Annotated in this window: 15 protein-coding genes and 1 pseudogene; 13 read left to right on the plus strand and 3 right to left on the minus strand. The window is 41.2% G+C overall.

Features of this window, described 5'->3' with window-relative positions; translation table 11 throughout:
* A pseudogene (gene comER / locus AC3ZVC_RS10640) lies at positions 1-824 on the minus strand (late competence protein ComER).
* 92 nt (positions 825-916) lie between these two features.
* Between comER and AC3ZVC_RS10645 the strand changes: the two are divergent.
* The 3 genes from AC3ZVC_RS10645 (at position 917) to AC3ZVC_RS10655 (ending at position 4,655) form a co-directional block, all read left to right on the plus strand.
* Positions 917-1,555, plus strand: coding sequence for a helix-hairpin-helix domain-containing protein (locus tag AC3ZVC_RS10645; RefSeq protein ID WP_490068350.1), 639 nt, complete (start codon positions 917-919; stop codon positions 1,553-1,555).
* Between the two features lie 130 nt (positions 1,556-1,685).
* Positions 1,686-2,249 carry a ComE operon protein 2 gene (locus tag AC3ZVC_RS10650; RefSeq protein WP_490068352.1) on the plus strand — a complete coding sequence of 188 codons (564 nt, stop codon included), beginning with the start codon at positions 1,686-1,688 and terminating at the stop codon, positions 2,247-2,249.
* Between the two features lie 87 nt (positions 2,250-2,336).
* Entirely contained in the window at positions 2,337-4,655 is a 2,319-nt protein-coding gene (locus AC3ZVC_RS10655; RefSeq protein WP_490068354.1) for a DNA internalization-related competence protein ComEC/Rec2, read from the plus strand.
* A gap of 144 nt (positions 4,656-4,799) precedes the next feature.
* Here the strand turns inward: AC3ZVC_RS10655 and AC3ZVC_RS10660 are convergent, their stop codons facing one another.
* A complete protein-coding gene (locus AC3ZVC_RS10660; RefSeq protein ID WP_019382872.1) occupies positions 4,800-4,934 on the minus strand; it encodes a YqzM family protein in 135 nt (44 codons plus the stop codon).
* Positions 4,935-5,239: 305 nt separating this feature from the next.
* Between AC3ZVC_RS10660 and holA the strand changes: the two genes are divergently transcribed.
* Positions 5,240-6,280, plus strand: a complete 1,041-nt coding sequence (gene holA, locus AC3ZVC_RS10665; RefSeq protein ID WP_490068355.1) for a DNA polymerase III subunit delta — start codon at positions 5,240-5,242, stop codon at positions 6,278-6,280.
* A gap of 78 nt (positions 6,281-6,358) precedes the next feature.
* Here the strand turns inward: holA and rpsT are convergent, their stop codons facing one another.
* Entirely contained in the window at positions 6,359-6,625 is a 267-nt protein-coding gene (gene rpsT, locus AC3ZVC_RS10670; protein WP_026584475.1) for a 30S ribosomal protein S20, read from the minus strand.
* 268 nt (positions 6,626-6,893) lie between these two features.
* Between rpsT and gpr the strand changes: the two genes are divergently transcribed.
* The 9 genes from gpr (at position 6,894) to dnaJ (ending at position 18,242) form a co-directional block, all read left to right on the plus strand.
* Positions 6,894-8,021, plus strand: coding sequence for a GPR endopeptidase (gene gpr / locus AC3ZVC_RS10675; protein WP_490068356.1), 1,128 nt, complete (start codon positions 6,894-6,896; stop codon positions 8,019-8,021).
* A gap of 69 nt (positions 8,022-8,090) precedes the next feature.
* Positions 8,091-9,296: a stage II sporulation protein P gene (gene spoIIP / locus AC3ZVC_RS10680; protein WP_490068357.1), complete on the plus strand. Its 1,206-nt coding sequence runs from the start codon at positions 8,091-8,093 to the stop codon at positions 9,294-9,296.
* A 14-nt stretch (positions 9,297-9,310) separates the two neighbouring features.
* A complete protein-coding gene (locus tag AC3ZVC_RS10685; protein ID WP_490068360.1) occupies positions 9,311-9,655 on the plus strand; it encodes a YqxA family protein in 345 nt (114 codons plus the stop codon).
* A 224-nt stretch (positions 9,656-9,879) separates the two neighbouring features.
* Complete coding sequence (lepA, locus tag AC3ZVC_RS10690) at positions 9,880-11,715, plus strand: translation elongation factor 4 (protein ID WP_490068361.1); 1,836 nt, start codon at positions 9,880-9,882, stop codon at positions 11,713-11,715.
* A gap of 227 nt (positions 11,716-11,942) precedes the next feature.
* Positions 11,943-13,076: a radical SAM family heme chaperone HemW gene (gene hemW / locus AC3ZVC_RS10695; RefSeq protein ID WP_490068364.1), complete on the plus strand. Its 1,134-nt coding sequence runs from the start codon at positions 11,943-11,945 to the stop codon at positions 13,074-13,076.
* Positions 13,077-13,200: 124 nt separating this feature from the next.
* The gene (hrcA, locus tag AC3ZVC_RS10700; protein ID WP_490068365.1) at positions 13,201-14,232 is read left to right on the plus strand and encodes a heat-inducible transcriptional repressor HrcA; all 1,032 of its coding nucleotides are present in this window, start codon (positions 13,201-13,203) and stop codon (positions 14,230-14,232) included.
* A 163-nt stretch (positions 14,233-14,395) separates the two neighbouring features.
* Positions 14,396-14,956 (plus strand): nucleotide exchange factor GrpE, encoded by a 561-nt coding sequence (gene grpE / locus AC3ZVC_RS10705; protein WP_490068892.1) that lies wholly within the window; start codon positions 14,396-14,398, stop codon positions 14,954-14,956.
* 26 nt (positions 14,957-14,982) lie between these two features.
* Positions 14,983-16,809 carry a molecular chaperone DnaK gene (dnaK, locus tag AC3ZVC_RS10710; RefSeq protein ID WP_490068366.1) on the plus strand — a complete coding sequence of 609 codons (1,827 nt, stop codon included), beginning with the start codon at positions 14,983-14,985 and terminating at the stop codon, positions 16,807-16,809.
* 314 nt (positions 16,810-17,123) lie between these two features.
* Complete coding sequence (dnaJ, locus tag AC3ZVC_RS10715) at positions 17,124-18,242, plus strand: molecular chaperone DnaJ (RefSeq protein ID WP_490068367.1); 1,119 nt, start codon at positions 17,124-17,126, stop codon at positions 18,240-18,242.
* Positions 18,243-18,255: the final 13 nt, after the last annotated feature.

An 18,255-nucleotide genomic window follows, 5' to 3' on the forward strand; every position in this document is an offset into this window, starting at 1 on the left:
TTATTGGAGTGTGTACTGTTTTTTTACCTGTATAGATCCTCGTCAAATTTCGAATGTGTTGCCTGAAACAAGTGTTCAAATACTTTTCCAAGCTCACTTTCAAGCACCCGGATTCCTTCACCGGTAATTCCGCCTTTGACACATACCTTCTCCTGCAATGTCGGCAAAGTATAAAACCCTTTCTTTAGCAAATCCCCCAGTCCGATTAACATTTCGCCTGCAAGCTTAGTGGCAGTTTCCTGGTCAATTTCTGTTTCCGAAACTGCTGCGTTTATGAAGCGCTGTGTCAAATAGCTGAAAAAGGCTGGTCCGCAGCTGACGATATCAGAAGAAACCCTTGTGATGTTTTCCTCAATAGATACCGGCGTTGAAATACTCTCAAAAAGCTCCTGGAGTCGTCTTTTCCATTCCTCCTGGCATTGTTCCCCAAATGATAATAATGAGACCCCCGATAAAGCCCGATTAGTGATACTGGGAATAGCTCTTGCAGCAGAACAAGGCAGTACAGATTCAAGCTGTTCTACGCTTATGGGACTTGTGATTGATACCACACACTTATCTTTTGACAGGAACGGCTGGATATCCTGAATCACCTCATAAACATCATGGGGCTTTACGCATACGAAAATAAGAGTAGAGTGCCGTGCAGCCTCCCTTGCATCTTTCGCAACCGCAATATCAGGGTATGTTACCTTTATATCCATCGCTTTCGCAATTGTCCTATTGGTAATAGTCATGGAGGAAGGGGAAACGGCTCCTCCGTCGAGGAATGCCTCTGTCAATATTCTCCCCATATTACCTGTACCAATGATTCCGATTTTCACTGTTCCATCCCTCCTTCAAAAAAGCAGGCTCTCTCGTATAACGATATGTGTTGAAAAAAACAATTATGCCAAAAAGAAAGGATAGGACGCCTATGGTTGAATGGGTAAAGAACAATAAAGCATATTTTTTTGGAGGTGCGTTTGCAATCTGTGCTTTCCTATATTATTTATTTATGCCCCCTCAAGAAACAAAAGCCCTTCCTGATATTGATCAAGCGGTATTAGCAGAAAGGGAGGAAAGTGTCAATACTGGCCTTGAAGATAAAGTTTCGGCAAATGGACAGCCTCAAGTGATAATAGTCGATTTGAAAGGGGCAGTTAAAAAGCCGGGTGTTTATGAAACACTGGAGGGCGACAGGGTTATAGATGTTTTAGAAAAAGCAGGCGGGCTGCTGGAAAATGCTGATCGCAATCAAATAAACTTTGCATTAAGGGTAGCGGATGAAATGGTTATTTATATTCCTGAAAAAGGAGAGGGACTCTCTGAAACGAATAGGGCTGAGGGAATGACTTCAATATCAGTCCAACAAAATGATGGGAAAATTAATCTGAATAAAGCAAGCGAGGCTGAATTGCAAACGCTGCCGGGAATTGGTCCTTCCAAGGCTGCTGCCATTCTTGAGCACCGGGAAACAAATGGATCATTTAAGGCTATAGAGGATCTGAAATTAATTGCAGGGATTGGGGAAAAGACCTTCGAAAAACTGAAAGAACGGATAGAGATAAAGTAGAAATTCTTCCTTCCATTGACCTTGTATCATTTGGGGCTTAAACTTATGTTGAGAAAATTAGAATTTCCTATAAGATTATAGCAGTGACTGGCAACAGCTTGCGAAAAGATGGAAGGGAGAGGCAAACAAAATGGAACGTATATCCTGGAATCAATACTTTATGGCTCAAAGCCATTTGCTTGCTCTAAGGAGTACATGTACAAGACTGGCGGTAGGCGCAACAATAGTCAGGGATAAGAGAATTATTGCAGGGGGATATAATGGTTCAATTGCAGGCGGTGAACATTGCATGGATGAAGGCTGCTATGTTATTGATAACCATTGTGTACGCACTATACACGCAGAAATGAACGCGATTTTGCAATGTGCTAAATTTGGTGTGCCTACAAGTGATGCAGAAATCTATGTAACACATTTTCCTTGTCTTCAATGCTGCAAAGCTATTATCCAGGCAGGTATTAAAACAGTCTACTACGCACAGGACTATAAAAATCACCCTTATGGTATTGAACTCTTTGAGAAGGCCGGGGTTAAAACGGTTCAGGTTGAAGCTGAAAAGGTTTCATTTGATGAAAGCAGGCAAGAAAAACGTGATCTTATCGAAGAGATGATGAGCGAACTTGAGAAGAGTGGAACAAATCGGGAATTATTGAAAGTTTACAAGGGAAAAAAGGACAAGCTATTTACTCCATGATTTGATTGCAGGAGTAAAACCCAAGAAAGAGCGGATTTTATTCCTGCATTTTAAACGGAAGAAATTAGTAGAAAAGGAGCAAATTTCATGAAAGGCAGATGGATTTATGCAGCTGCTGCCTCACTCTCTGGAATATTAACAGCTTTTTTCAAACCGGTTATTATTATTTTCATTATGTTTGTCTCAGCGTTTTTGTTATATAAAAGAAGTATCCTCACAAAAAAACAATCTGGCCTGCTCTTAATCCTCTTCCTTCTCTTTCTCATTCGAAGCGTAATAGCGGAAGACCATAATTTAACCAGTCTGGCTGGCGGCGAAACACTTTTTGAAGTAAGGATTAAAGAATCTGCTAGAATAGATGGAGACCAACTTACCGTCCTTGTTGAAACAGTTTCGAATGAACGATTAATGGCTAAATATAAAATTAAATCTGATAAAGAAAAAAAGATCCTCAGCAACTATTTGCGGGTTGGACTTTCATGCAAGGTAAACGGAACTTTGCAGACGCCGCCAATAGCCACAAATCCCAACGCATTCAGCTATAAAGAGTACCTCAATCATAACAAAATCTTCTGGATACTTGAAATTAAGCAGTTAATCCTCTCCGATTGCAGTTACCGTGAAAATAGCCTCCCATTATCACTTCTGAAAATAAGAGAAACAGGAATAAATTACCTGATGGGAAATTTTCCTGAAAAGACAGCTTCCATAGCAGCTGCCCTCATATTTGGTGATCGAAATTTCATTGAACAAGATATTCTTGAATCTTATCAAAAACTGGGGATAATCCATTTACTTGCTATTTCCGGCCTGCATGTAGGATTGCTTGCCGGCATGTTTTTTCTTGCGGGAATTCGGGCAGGGATAACGAGAGAGAAAATGACGAGCGCTCTAATTCTGATTTTGCCAGGATACGCGCTTATTACAGGTGCAGCACCATCTGTCATCAGAGCTGTTTTTATGATGCTTTTAGTGTTGTTTGCCAGGAAGTTAAAATCAGCTGTGCTGATCATTGATATATTCTCCATTGTGTTTATTATCTATGTCTTTATTTCCCCTTATATCCTATTTAATGCCGGCTTTCAGCTTTCATTTGCTGTTAGTTTATCGCTCATCCTGTCAGCACCGCTCCTATTAAAACGATTTACCAACCCCCTTGTCATCATTGTCGCTGTGTCCTTTATTTGCCAAATCGCAGCAATGCCGATATTGTTCTGGCATTTCTTTGAAATGTCCATTATTTCTGTATTTGCCAATTTAATTTTTGTTCCATTATTTTCCTCTGTTGTTCTGCCGGCCATACTAATTATTTTTCTGCTTCATTTATTAACAGGCGGGAAGTCTGCTTTTTTGCTTGCTCCTTTTGATGAATTTATAAATCTCATTGATTATATAGCAGGAAAACTTTCAGATGTCCCTCATACATCTATTGTTTTAGGGCGTCCTTCATTACTGGTCCTGCTCCTATATGTTTTGCTCATACCCGCATTTTTCGCCTTATGGGAAAGGGGAAAGGGAAAGAAAGCGTTTTTCTTAAGTTGTTTACTCCTCGTATTTGCGTTATTGCTTCATTTCTTTACCACTTCTATTTCCCCAAAAGGAGAAGTCACATTTATTGATGTTGGACAGGGGGATAGCATATTGGTTAAGCTTCCATATGGAAAAGGGAACTATTTAATTGATACAGGCGGCACAGTCAGTTTTCAAACGAAAGAATGGAAGATACGGAGCAATCCATTTGAAGCAGGGAAGGACATAGTTGTCCCTTTTCTTAAGAGTAAAGGAATCAGTTCAATTGATAAGCTTATTTTGACTCATGGGGATATGGACCACATTGGCGGAGCTGCAGCGGTCATTGACGAAATAAGGGTTAAAGCCGTTATTTTGCCAATAGTCAGTGAGATTTCTGAGCTCGAGCAAGAAGTTATTCATAAAGCAAAGAGGAGAAATAGTAAAGTCGAATTCAGTAAAGCTGGAGACAGATGGACAGAGGGAGAAGGCTTTTTTCAAATTCTTTCTCCGCAAGAAGATATTAAAACAGAGAGAAATGACGGGTCCATTGTGCTATTTGCCAAATTGGGCGGCTTAAGCTGGCTTTTTACCGGAGATATTGAAGCGGAAGGAGAAGAAAGGCTGGTTCAAAATTATCCCAACTTAAAAATTGATGTATTAAAAGCGGGGCATCATGGAAGTAAAACCTCATCAACAGATCTATTCCTCTCAAGCGTTGAGCCGAAGATAGCCATAATTTCAGCAGGGGATAACAACCGATACGGGCATCCCCACACAGATGTAATTTCCAGGTTTCGCAGCAATGATATTCGAATTTTAAGAACAGATGAGCATGGGGCAGTTACCTATATTTTTAAAGGCAATTTAGGAACCTTTTATGTTCAGCTTCCATAGTATATCTTAGAAAGTACTTGAGCCCGCTACTAACAACAATCTTTTAGATAGCAGCCAAAAGTAAAAAAGAGACTGCAAATATGCAGCCTCAATGTTTTGGCCTGGCACAAAAAATTGCCTGGACAATACATTTTTATGTAGCCATTAAGCTCCTAAAAATTTAATGACTGTTGCAATAACAAATAACGTTGCGAAGAAACCGAATGATACGATAAATCCTACGCCAGAGTCGATAGCATCATTTCGTTTACTTTGGACGTTCTTTTCAAATTCGTTCACAGTCTACCCCTCCTATTTCCTATATAGTATAAGACATTCAAATAAAAAAATCTAGCGTTCCCCTGCCCTTTTCCTGGATTAACAAGAGTTGTCACAAATAAGGCTGAACATCAAGGGGAAAATAACCAAACAAAGGGTGCACCGCAGCTTCCTGAGTATCCCGGGTCTCAGGTAGCTGCGTTCTATATAGATCAGGAATTGGCGTTCGTAGCGGACGCCAATTTCTTATGAATAACTTGTCAAAACGTTTTAGCTTCTTTAGGATAGAAAGAGAATAAAATGCAAATTGAACGGAGCGAAAGAAATTGGTTTTTGATATATGGAAACAAATAAAAGCAAAGCGGTTTGCTCCTGTATATTTATTATATGGAACAGAACCCTATCTTATAAACGAAACAAAACAGCTGCTTATCAATTATGTGTTAAGCCCAGAAGAAGCTGATTTTAATTTATCCTCTTATGACCTTGAAGAAACGGCAATTGATACAGCGCTGGAAGATGCCGAAACATTTCCTTTTATGGGGGAAAGAAGGCTGATTTTTTTACATAACCCAGTATTTTTGACCTCTGAAAAGTCTAAAGCGAAAATAGAGCATAATCTGGCTAAGCTTGAAGCCTATATTAAGGAACCTGCTCCATACTCGGTTGTGGTTTTGGCAGCTTCCTCTGAAAAGCTGGATGATCGGAAAAAATTAACAAAACAATTAAAAAAAACGGCTGCTGTTCTTGAAGCAAAGAAGCTAAACGAAGGTGAGCTGAAAACATGGATTAGGGAACGGGCGGCTTTAAACGGGGTTCAGATTGATGAAGCTGCAGTTGAACTGGTATTGACCCTTGCAGGAACCAACTTGTTTATTCTGACTAGTGAAATAGATAAATTAGCTTTATATGCAAATGATACAAAGCGAATAGACGAACAGATGGTTGAAAAGATGGTTTCACGGTCACTGGAACAGAACATTTTTTCTCTTGTGGATAAAATAGTCCATCGCAAAATAGAAGAGGCGTTAAGAATTTATTATGATTTACTTAAGCAAAATGAAGAACCGATAAAAATTTTATCCGTGATAACCGGGCAGTTCAGGCTTATATATCAGGTGAAAGAGCTCGCAAGACGGGGGTATGGACAGCAGCAGATCGCGGGCTATTTAAAAATCCACCCTTTTCGCGTAAAGCTGGCTGCGGGGCAGGCGCAGCTTTTTGGCGATGAAGAACTAACGATCATCATGAGCTTGCTTGCAGATGCCGATTACCAAATGAAAACGGGGGGCATGAATAAAACCATGCTGATTGAAATGTTCCTGTTTCGCCTTCAAAGCCAAGCTTTGCAAAAACATACGCAATAAAAAAGCGGTCCTGGCAAGGACCGCTTTTTAGTGCATTATAAAAGGCTATCCCTTAAAGATAGCCGATATCTTTAAACATTAAGCGTTTAAAGAGTTCATTTTTTTCATTAAACGAGACTTTTTACGAGCAGCAGCGTTTTTGTGGATTAGACCTTTTGCAGCAGCTTTGTCTAGTTTACGAGCAGCATCAGCGAAAGATTCAGTTGCAGCAGCAGCATCGTTGTTTACGATCGCAGCATCAACTTTCTTAACAGCTGTACGCATTGAAGATTTAATTGTAGCGTTATGAGCGTTACGAGCTTCGCTAGTTTTAACACGCTTAATAGCAGATTTAATGTTTGGCATTCCATTCACCTCCTGAAAAAGCATCGAGATTCTATAACTCGACATTCACATTCATTAACAATAATTAAGAACAAGTGATATTTTATCAAATTCGAGGCCATAATGCAATACTCTGTAATTAAAATTGCTGATTGGGATTCTGTTATCAAGATAATCCTTCCTATGCATGTTTTTGCCTTTTGCAGGCAATGATAGTACATAACCGAATTCTAGTATTTTATGGGTTATTTTCCATAAAACCAAAAAGCAGAGAATGTGAGGGATTATCTTGAAGGAATCAATAGATTTAAGCAAGTACTCGGTCCGAACGGATATGGCAATTGAAGCAAGGGAAATGGTTATAGCGGACAGGCAGAAAGACGATGTCCACGCGCAGGAAAACCTTTCGCAAATAGAGGGCGTAATTATAAAAGAAAAAGAAGAAAACGATATAAAGATCTCTTTTGTGGAAGTGACAAAACAAGGTGCAGAGGCTTTAGGAAAAAAGGAAGGCAAATATTTAACACTTGAAGTGACAGGTATCCGCCAGCAGGATACCGAACTGCAGAAAAAAGTAGAGTCTGTTTTTGCAGGTGAATTTTCCCAGTTCATCAAACAATTAGGAATAAAAGAGAACGCCTCATGCCTGATTGTAGGCTTAGGGAACTGGAATGTCACTCCTGACGCCCTTGGGCCGCAAGTTTGTGAAAACCTTCTGATTACAAGGCATCTCTACCAGCTGCAGCCTGAAAGCGTTGAAGAAGGCTATCGTCCGGTAAGCGCAATATCCCCTGGAGTAATGGGGTTAACCGGCATTGAGACAAGCGACATTATTTATGGAATTGTTGAAAAAACAAAGCCTGATTTTGTCATTGCCATAGATGCGCTTGCATCCCGCTCAATTGAAAGAGTTAATTCCACTATCCAAATATCGGATACGGGCATTCATCCCGGCTCCGGTGTAGGAAATAAACGGAAGGAAATCAGCCAGGAAACCTTGGGCATTCCTGTCATCGCTATAGGAGTTCCAACTGTTGTGGATGCCGTGTCCATAACAAGCGACACCATTGATTTTATTCTGAAGCATTTTGGAAAGGAAATGAAAGAGGGGGACCGCCCGTCCCGGTCACTTGCACCAGCGGGCATGACCTTTGGAGAAAAAAGAAAGCTGACTGAGGAAGATTTGCCTGAGGAGCATCACCGAAAAACCTTTTTAGGCATGATTGGAACCTTGCCGGAAGATGAAAAACGAAGGCTGATCGATGAAGTGCTTTCCCCGCTCGGCCATAATCTAATGGTTACGCCAAAGGAAGTTGATGTATTTATTGAGGATATGTCAAACCTGATTGCAAACGGCTTGAATGCAGCACTCCATCAAAAAGTGAACCAGGAAAATGCTGGTTTTTATACTAGATAAAAAATATTTTGTTCTATCTTCTCTAGCATAGTCATAACATTTACTAGACTTGCAAAGAGAGGTGGAACAATGAAACCTTTGAAGACAAATGGACTTGTTGTAACAATTCAAGGGACAACCCTGTTAAAAGCCGCAGGCGGGTTTTTGCTCTTTCTATTTATGGTCTTTTCAATAAGCGGAGCTCTTACATCTTTAAAGCCGGAATATAGGATCAGCTCCGCTTCCGTAAATACAGCTGCAACCAACCTTACTGGAGAATCGCTTTACTATTTCCTTGGATGGGAAAACCACTCCTTTCTGAAGGGAATGCCTGAAAATAGCTCTCCTCCCAGCTTAGCCAATATGGTTTTTAAGCTATCAACCAATGTAAATCTCGATGACCCAAGAAGTTTATTAGGAAGAGAACTGCCCTACTTCTCCATTTATGACAGCAAAATTCTGGTTGCGGGTGAAGGAACGGATTATACCAACATGCCTGTTGAGTCTTCACCGCCATTGGAAGTTTTGAAAGCTGAGCAGGAAGCCGCGCTGCAAAACACGGAGGGGCTAGACTCAAATGAAAACAGCAGCCAATCGGGTACACCACCTATGACTACTGGCGATAAAAAGGCAGTATATGTTTATTTCAGCCATAACCGCGAATCGTTTCTTCCTTATCTCAAAGGTGTGAATGACCCGAATGCAGCCAGCCATTCTCAAATTAATGTGACAAAAATAGGGGACAAGCTTAAAGAGGAACTGGAAAGCAGAGGCATCGGGACAACGGTTGATAAAACGGATATCCAGGCAACTTTAAACAAAAAAGGGTGGAGTTATGCACAATCCTATGAGGCTTCACGGGAAGTCGTTCAGGCAGCTACTACCACTGACCGGGATTTAACATATTTCATTGATATTCACAGGGACTCGCGAAGAAAAGAGGATACGACAAAAGAAATTAACGGAAAGCCATATGCAAAGCTTGCATTTGTGATCGGAGCGGAGCATCAAAGCTACGAGAAGAATTTAAAGTTTGCAAATGAATTGCATAAAAGGCTTGAGGAAAAATACAAGGGTTTGAGCAGAGGGATTATCCAGCTGCAGGGAGAGAGGACGAATGGGAAATTTAATCAGGACCTTTCTGAAAATGCAATCCTGGTGGAATTTGGAGGGGTCGATAATACCTTTGAGGAATTGAATCGTTCAGCGGAAGCCCTTGCGGAAATTTTCAGTGAATATTATTGGCAGGCTGAGGAAGTGAATTCACCTGCAGGCACGGACTCGGAAAAGAAATAAAGGTGTGATTTGTAATGAAGATGTTTATGTTAAAAGCGATTTTTCTGGCTTCCATAATGTTTGTATCTGTCTTGTTTGGGATGCAGCAGGCCAATGAAGGAATACAGAGAATGAAGGGCTACTCTGATGATGATTTCAAAGCTGCACTTACCTTAAGCGAAAGCGAGGAAGGTGAGCTTCAGGCTTCTGTACTGGGAAATGATGTATCCAGCCATGATCTTCAGCAGAAGAAAGAAAAGCTTGAAGAAATGAAAGCATATAACTTCTTTTCGTCTTTGGGTAAAAGTATCTCCGAAGGCCTGTCTGGATTAACAGAAGAATCGATCGCTTTCATTACAGAATTATTAACCGGAAAATAGGACTGCTTCAGGGCAGCCCTATTTTTTTGTACTTGGTGAGTTTAACAAAGCCTTGCATTAAAAAGGCCCATACAGCTTAGCATTGAATCTTCATAAACGTACTGCTATAATCAAAAATAGTGTATAAACTAATAGGACTAACTAAAAATAGATTAACACTTGGCTCCAGACGCCCATTAAAGGCGTCTTGCGCTTTTCTTATAGTAGGAGTTGAATTATAAACCATGAACAGAGAAGAGAGACTTAAAAGGCAAGAGAAAATAAGGAATTTTTCGATAATCGCCCATATTGACCATGGAAAATCTACTTTGGCTGACCGGATCCTTGAAAAAACTAATGCGCTTACAGCCCGTGAAATGAAGGATCAGCTCCTTGATTCAATGGATCTTGAAAGAGAACGCGGCATCACTATCAAATTAAACTCCGTCCAGTTAAAATATAAAGCGAAAGATGGAGAGATTTATACTTTCCACTTAATTGATACTCCGGGACATGTTGATTTTACATATGAAGTATCCCGCAGTCTGGCAGCCTGTGAAGGAGCAATCCTAGTGGTGGATGCAGCCCAGGGCATTGAAGCTCAAACCCTTGCAAATGTTTATTTAGCATTGGATAACGATCTGGAAATCCTTCCGATCATCAACAAGATTGACCTTCCGAGTGCAGACCCTGAGCGAGTTCGCAATGAAATTGAGGAAGTAATCGGTCTTGATGCTTCTGAGGCTGTACTTTGCTCAGCAAAGGCTGGAATCGGAATCGAAGAGATCCTCGAACAGGTTGTTGAAAAGGTACCTGCACCTGTTGGCGATCCAGCCGCTCCTTTAAAGGCGCTAATCTTTGATTCCCTTTATGATGCCTACCGCGGGGTTGTTGCTTATATCCGTGTAGTGGAAGGAACGGTAAAAGTTGGGGATAAAATAAAAATGATGGCAACAGGAAAAGAATTTGAAGTAACAGAGGTTGGTGTATTTTCACCCAAATCTACGCCGCTGCCTGAATTATCTGTTGGTGACGTAGGGTTTCTGACAGCAGCCATTAAAAATGTTGGCGATACCCGTGTCGGTGACACCATTACAAGTGCTAAAAACGGTGCATCCGAAGCTCTTCCAGGTTACCGAAAGTTAAATCCAATGGTATATTGCGGTTTATATCCGATTGACAGCGCCAAATTTAATGACTTGAGGGAAGCTCTTGAAAAGCTTGAGCTTAATGACTCTGCACTTCAGTTTGAACCGGAAACTTCCCAGGCACTTGGCTTCGGATTTCGCTGCGGATTCCTTGGACTGCTTCACATGGAAATCATTCAGGAGCGCATTGAGCGTGAATTCAAGATTGACTTAATTACAACGGCGCCAAGTGTAATTTATGATGTCATTATGACAGACGGCACTGAGATTAAAGTAGATAATCCATCCAACATGCCTGACCCGCAAAAGATCGATCGTGTGGAAGAGCCCTATGTAAAAGCCACAATGATGGCACCGAATGCCTATGTAGGTGCCATTATGGAACTTTGCCAGGAGAAACGCGGCATATTCATCGATATGCAGTACATGGATGAAACAAGGGTTAATATTATTTATGAGATTCCTTTATCTGAAATTGTATATGATTTCTTTGACCAGCTTAAATCCAATACTAAAGGATACGCTTCTTTCGATTATGAACTAATCGGCTATAAGCCTTCCAAGCTTGTTAAGATGGATATTCTATTAAATGCTGAAAAAGTTGACGCACTAAGCTTTATTGTCCATAGAGACTTCGCTTATGAAAGAGGAAAGGTAATCGTTGAAAAGCTCAAGGAACTTATTCCGCGTCAGCAGTTCGAGGTGCCAATCCAGGCGGCTATCGGGCAAAAAATCGTTGCCCGCTCAACGATTAAAGCTATCCGCAAAAATGTATTGGCAAAGTGTTACGGCGGAGATATTTCCCGTAAGCGCAAGCTATTGGAGAAGCAGAAAGAAGGTAAAAAACGGATGAAGCAGGTTGGTTCTGTTGAAGTTCCGCAAGAAGCTTTCATGGCTGTTTTGAAAATGGACGACAATAACTCTAAAAAGTAATATATTTGCTTTGTTTAAAGAGGTTAGATATGCTGTCTTAATAAAAGCAGCACTAGCCTCTTTTTTATTTGGCATTGTTAAACTTTGATGTTGATTTCCGCTGCAGGCACTGACCTCGGGCTTTCGAAGCGTTTGCGCCTTCCGCTCCAATCAGCACGGGGCTAAATCAAAATTTAACATTAACATAGCTTTTAATTAATGATGTTTATATGAAGGTAGTGAAATTAATGATTAAAGCAGCTTATATACACATCCCATTTTGTGAGCACATATGTCACTATTGCGATTTTAATAAAGTCTTTCTTAAGGGCCAGCCAGTTGGGGAATACCTTGATTCTCTTGAAAAGGAAATGGAACTTGCCCTGCTTGAAACGCCAACAAGTCATTTGGATTCCATTTTTATTGGAGGCGGCACGCCAACAGCTCTAAATGAGCAGCAGCTTGAAAAGCTTTGTGCCATTATTAAAAAGCAGCTTCCTTATGACAGTTCGACAGAGTATACATTTGAAGCAAACCCTGGCGATGTTTCTGATGAAAAACTTCAATTATTGTATGACGCGGGGGTCAACAGGCTTAGCTTTGGCGTACAGACTTTCAATGATGAGCTTCTAAAAAGAATTGGAAGGGTTCACAGAGCCAAAGATGTTTTCCACTCCGTAGAAGCAGCAAAGAGAATAGGGTTTAAAAACATCAGTATTGATCTTATCTACAGCCTTCCGGACCAAACTTTAAAGGATTTTAAAGAAACACTTGAAACATCATTCAATTTGGATATTGCCCATTATTCGGGTTACTCCCTGATTATTGAACCTAAGACTGTATTTTATAACCTTATGAGAAAAGGCAGGCTGCCAACCCCAGGAGAAGATGTTGAGGCTGAAATGTATGCTTTGTTAATGGAGCAAATGGATAAACATGGATTTAAACAATATGAAATCAGCAATTTTGCGAAACCTGGCAATGAAAGCCGGCATAATATTACTTATTGGGACAATGAATGGTATTTTGGATTTGGCGCAGGTGCTCATGGATATGTAAATGGAATGCGCAGGTCAAACCATGGTCCGCTCAAGAAATATATGGAGCCAATAGCAAATGGGCAGCTTCCTTTGCTTGAAGAGCATAAAGTTACACTGGAAGAACAAATGGAAGAGGAGATGTTCCTCGGACTGAGAAAAACGGATGGTGTCTCCATCGGTCGATTTAAAGAGAAATTTGGCAGAGATCCTTTAATTTTGTTTGAAGTACAAATTGCTCAGCTGGCTGACAAAGAATTAATTGCTGTTCATGACAATCATATAAAGCTGACAAGGCAAGGACGATTCCTTGGAAATGAAGTATTCCAGTCCTTTATAGGATAATTGGCAGAGTAAACTTATATGTTGTAAAAATGGAAGCCAAATTATTGACACTGCACGCTTGATTTGTTAATTTATTAGTAGAATTAGCACTCGCAAACAAAGAGTGCTAACAGAGGTGATAACTGTGTTAACAGATCGTCAATTATTAATTTTTCAAGTGATTGTTGATGATTTTATTCAAACTGCACAGCCTGTCGGGTCGAGAACCTTGTCGAAAAAGGAAGAGATTTCTTTTAGTTCCGCAACGATCAGAAATGAGATGGCTGATTTGGAGGAACTTGGGTTTATTGAAAAAACACACACCTCATCGGGGAGGATTCCTTCTGAGAAAGGCTACCGCTACTATGTGGACCACCTTTTATCCCCGCAAAAATTAAATCAGCATGACATCTATAAAGTAAAGTCAATCTTTGCGGAAAGAATTTATGAGCTTGAGAAAATTGTTCAAAGATCAGCCAAAATTCTGTCCGAACTGACGAATTATACATCCATCGTGCTTGGGCCTGCAGTAAGGGACAACAAGCTTAAAAAGATTCAGATTGTTCCTTTGAATAATGAAACAGCAATAGCTATTATCATTACCGATACTGGCCATGTGGAAAACAGGATGTTTCACTTGCCGGAAAACATTGATGCCGGCGATTTGGAAAAGGTAGTCAACATCCTAAACGACCGATTGGCTGGAGCGCCGATCGAAAGCCTGAACAATAAGCTATATAAAGAAGTGGCTATGCTTTTGCGGCAGCACATCAATAATTATGACTTTATGCTGAACTCGATTGCTGATACGATTAAGATTCCAACATATGAAAAATTATTTTTTGGCGGAAAAACCAATATGCTTAGCCAGCCGGAATTTCATGATATTGAAAAAGTTAAAAATCTCATGAATATGATTGAGCAAGAAGATGGCATATATGATTTAATCCGTAAAAATAAGGCTGGGATCAATATCAAAATTGGCCGGGAAAATAACAATTCAGCAATGGAGAACTGCAGTCTGATTACAGCGAGCTACTCTATCGGTACCGAGCAGCTGGGTACAATAGCCATCCTCGGACCTACCAGAATGGAGTACTCAAGAGTCATAAGCTTGCTGGATTACATCAGCGCAGACTTATCTGCTGTTTTATCGAAGCTGTATCAAAACGGCTGACGGTGGAAATATTGATTAAGGGTGGAATGGCCTTTTCCATCCCTTTCCCTGTGTTTTTTTTATATAGTGTGGTGCTGTGATGCACTGGAACATCCATTCTTTAAGGGAGGTGAACAAGTTGGCAGAAGAGAAAGAAACACTTAATGAAGATTTAAATGAACAAATGCACAAAACTGAAAGAACTGAAAATGATGCTCCTGTTGAGGAAGTATTTGCAGAGGCGGAAGAAACAGGCGCTGCCCAGGAAGATACGGATTCCGAGCTTACCGCTGCTCAGGAAAGAATTGCTGAGCTGGAAGGTAAGCTGGAAGAAGCAGAAAATCGCATTTACCGCCTTCAGGCTGATTTTGAAAATTCCCGGCGCCGTGCAAGGCTTGACCTTGAAGCGTCTGAAAAATATAGAGCACAAAGCTTAATCTCTGATCTGTTGCCTGCAGTTGACAACTTTGAGAGAGCTCTTCAGATGGAAGCTGAAAGCGAACAGGCAAAATCCATCCTCCAAGGAATGGAAATGGTTTACCGAAGCGTACTTGAGGCTATAAAAAAAGAAGGTGCAGAACAGATCGAAGCGGTTGGGAAGGAATTTGATCCGCATTTGCATCAGGCTGTCATGCAGGCGGAGGATGAGAATTTTGATTCCAATATTGTAGTCGCAGAGTTCCAAAAAGGCTACAAGCTAAAGGACAGAGTCATCCGTCCAGCAATGGTTAAAGTAAATCAGTAACTACATATTTTGGGGAGGTAAAGAACATGAGCAAAATTATCGGAATAGATTTAGGTACAACAAACTCATGTGTCGCAGTTCTCGAAGGCGGCGAACCAAAAGTAATTCCAAATCCAGAGGGTAATCGTACAACTCCTTCAGTTGTTGCGTTTAAAAACGGTGAACGCCAGGTCGGTGAGGTGGCTAAACGCCAGTCCATTACAAACCCGAACACAATTATTTCCATTAAGCGCCACATGGGGACAGATTTTAAAACTGAAATTGAAGGCAAAGAGTATTCACCTCAAGAGGTCTCTGCTATTGTTCTTCAATATTTAAAATCTTATGCTGAAGACTATCTTGGCGAAAAAGTAACAAAAGCTGTTATCACAGTTCCAGCATATTTTAATGATGCTGAACGCCAGGCTACAAAAGATGCAGGGAAAATTGCAGGACTTGAAGTCGAACGTATTATCAACGAACCAACAGCTGCGGCTTTGGCTTATGGCCTTGATAAAATGGATGAAGACCAGACCATCCTTGTTTATGACCTTGGCGGCGGTACTTTTGACGTTTCCATCCTTGAACTTGGCGATGGCGTTTTTGAAGTTAAATCAACTGCTGGCGATAATCGCCTTGGTGGAGATGACTTCGACCAGGTTATTATCGATTACTTGGTAGAACAATTCAAAAAAGAAAATGGCATCGATCTTTCTAAAGATAAAATGGCACTTCAGCGTTTAAAAGATGCAGCTGAAAAAGCGAAAAAGGATTTATCTGGCGTAACTTCAACACAAATTTCCCTTCCTTTCATTACTGCTGGGGATGCGGGTCCTTTGCACCTTGAAGTAACATTATCCAGAGCAAAATTTGAAGAGCTGTCTGCTGATCTTGTAGAACGCACAATGGGTCCTACACGTCAGGCATTAAAAGATGCAGGCTTGACCCCTTCAGAAATCGATAAAGTTATTCTTGTCGGCGGATCAACACGTATCCCTGCGGTACAGGAAGCAATTAAGAAAGAAACAGGCAAGGAGCCTCATAAAGGTGTTAACCCTGATGAAGTTGTAGCAATGGGTGCAGCAATCCAGGGCGGAGTGATCACTGGCGATGTTAAGGATGTTGTCCTATTAGACGTAACTCCATTGTCTCTTGGTATTGAAACAATGGGCGGTGTATTTACAAAGCTGATCGAGCGGAATACAACTATCCCAACATCTAAATCACAAGTATTCTCAACAGCTGCAGATAATCAGTCAGCTGTTGACATCCATGTTCTTCAAGGGGAACGTCCAATGGCAGCAGACAATAAAACGTTAGGCCGCTTCCAGCTTGGCGATATTCCTCCTGCTCCGCGCGGAGTGCCGCAAATTGAGGTGTCTTTTGACATCGATAAAAATGGTATCGTTAATGTGCGTGCAAAAGACCTGGGCACAAATAAAGAACAGGCCATTACGATTAAATCATCCACAGGGTTATCGGATGAAGAAATCGATAAAATGGTAAGAGAAGCGGAAGAAAATGCTGAAGCCGATAAGAAGCGCAAAGAAGAAGTTGAGATTCGCAATGAAGCAGACCAGCTAGTATTCACTACTGAAAAGACCCTAAAGGATCTTGAAGGCAAAGTGGACGAAGCTGAGGTTACAAAAGCAAACGAAGCTAAAGACGAACTAAAAGCTGCAATTGAAAAGAACGATCTGGATGAAATCCGCACGAAGAAAGATGCATTACAGGAAATTGTCCAGGCGTTAACCATGAAGCTGTATGAGCAGGCTCAGCAAGCACAGGCGGGCCAAGGCGCAGAAGGCACAGGCGGTAATAATGACGACAATGTAGTTGACGCAGAATACGAAGAGGTTAAAGACGATAAATAATATCTAGATAACCTTTAGTCTTTTAAAAGTCAAAGTCAGGTATTTCTTGGCTTTGGCTTTTATTTCTGTTTATGGAAACTTAGTTTTTTAAAGAGAATGCAGCGGTTTAAGCCATTTGAGAGAATTTCCTGAGGTGCTTTCTTTTTTGCCCCTTGCCCGATGAGCGGATGCGGATCCGGATCCTTTCTTTGGAGAAGCGGCAAATCGCCTAATTGCGGATCTTCTTTTCAATGGACGAGTGAATGGCGGTTGCGGAACATATTTAGAGAATGATACAATAACCTTTATGTGAAATGAATCGGGGAGTGGTAATCATGAGTAAACGGGATTACTATGAAGTTCTTGGGATTAGCAAAGGTGCCTCCAAGGATGAAATAAAGAAAGCTTATCGAAAGCTTTCAAAAAAATATCATCCTGATATTAATAAAGAGCCTGATGCTGACGAGAAGTTCAAGGAAGTAAAAGAAGCGTACGAAGTACTTAGCGATGATCAAAAAAGAGCTCATTACGATCAATTCGGACATACAGATCCGAATCAAGGCTTTGGCGGGGGCGGTTTCGAAGGGTTTGGCGGATTCGAGGACATCTTCAGCTCATTCTTCGGAGGCGGTTCTCGCCGGCGGGATCCTAATGCTCCAAGGCAAGGCGCAGATTTGCAATACACAATGTCCCTGGCTTTTGAAGAAGCTGTCTTTGGAAAAGAAACGGATATTGAGATCCCTCGTGAGGAAACATGTGAAACATGTAACGGATCAGGGGCGAAGCCTGGCACCAAGCCGGAAACATGCCGTCACTGCCATGGATCAGGCCAGCTGAATGTTGAACAAAATACGCCATTTGGCAAGATTGTAAACAGAAGAGTATGTCACTATTGCAGCGGTACGGGTAAAGAAATTAAGAATAAATGCTCTACATGCGGCGGCTCTGGCAAAGTGCAGAAACGAAGAAAAATTCACGTTAAAATTCCTGCCGGCATTGACGATGGTCAGCAGCTTCGTGTAGCTGGACAAGGTGAACCGGGTGTGAATGGCGGCCCTTCTGGAGATCTTTATGTAGTGTTCCATGTTCGATCGCATGAGTTCTTTGAACGGGATGGCGATGATGTATATTGTGAAATGCCTATTACTTTTGTGCAAGCAGCCCTTGGTGATGAAATCGAAGTGCCAACCCTGCATGGGAAAGTAAAACTGAAGGTTCCTGCGGGTACACAAACGGGAACAAAATTCCGTTTGAAAGGGAAAGGTGTTCCGAACGTAAGAGGCTACGGCACAGGAGATCAGCATATAATAGTTCGCACTATCACACCGACAAAGCTGACAGAAAAACAAAGGCAGCTGCTTAGCGAATTTGCGGATGTAAGCGGAAAAGTTCCTCAAGGGGAGCAGGAAGAGAGCTTTTTTTCTAAAGTAAAACGAGCCTTTAAAGGTGAATAAACGAAATGGGGTT

This window comes from Cytobacillus sp. C11.1 (genome assembly GCF_058145115.1).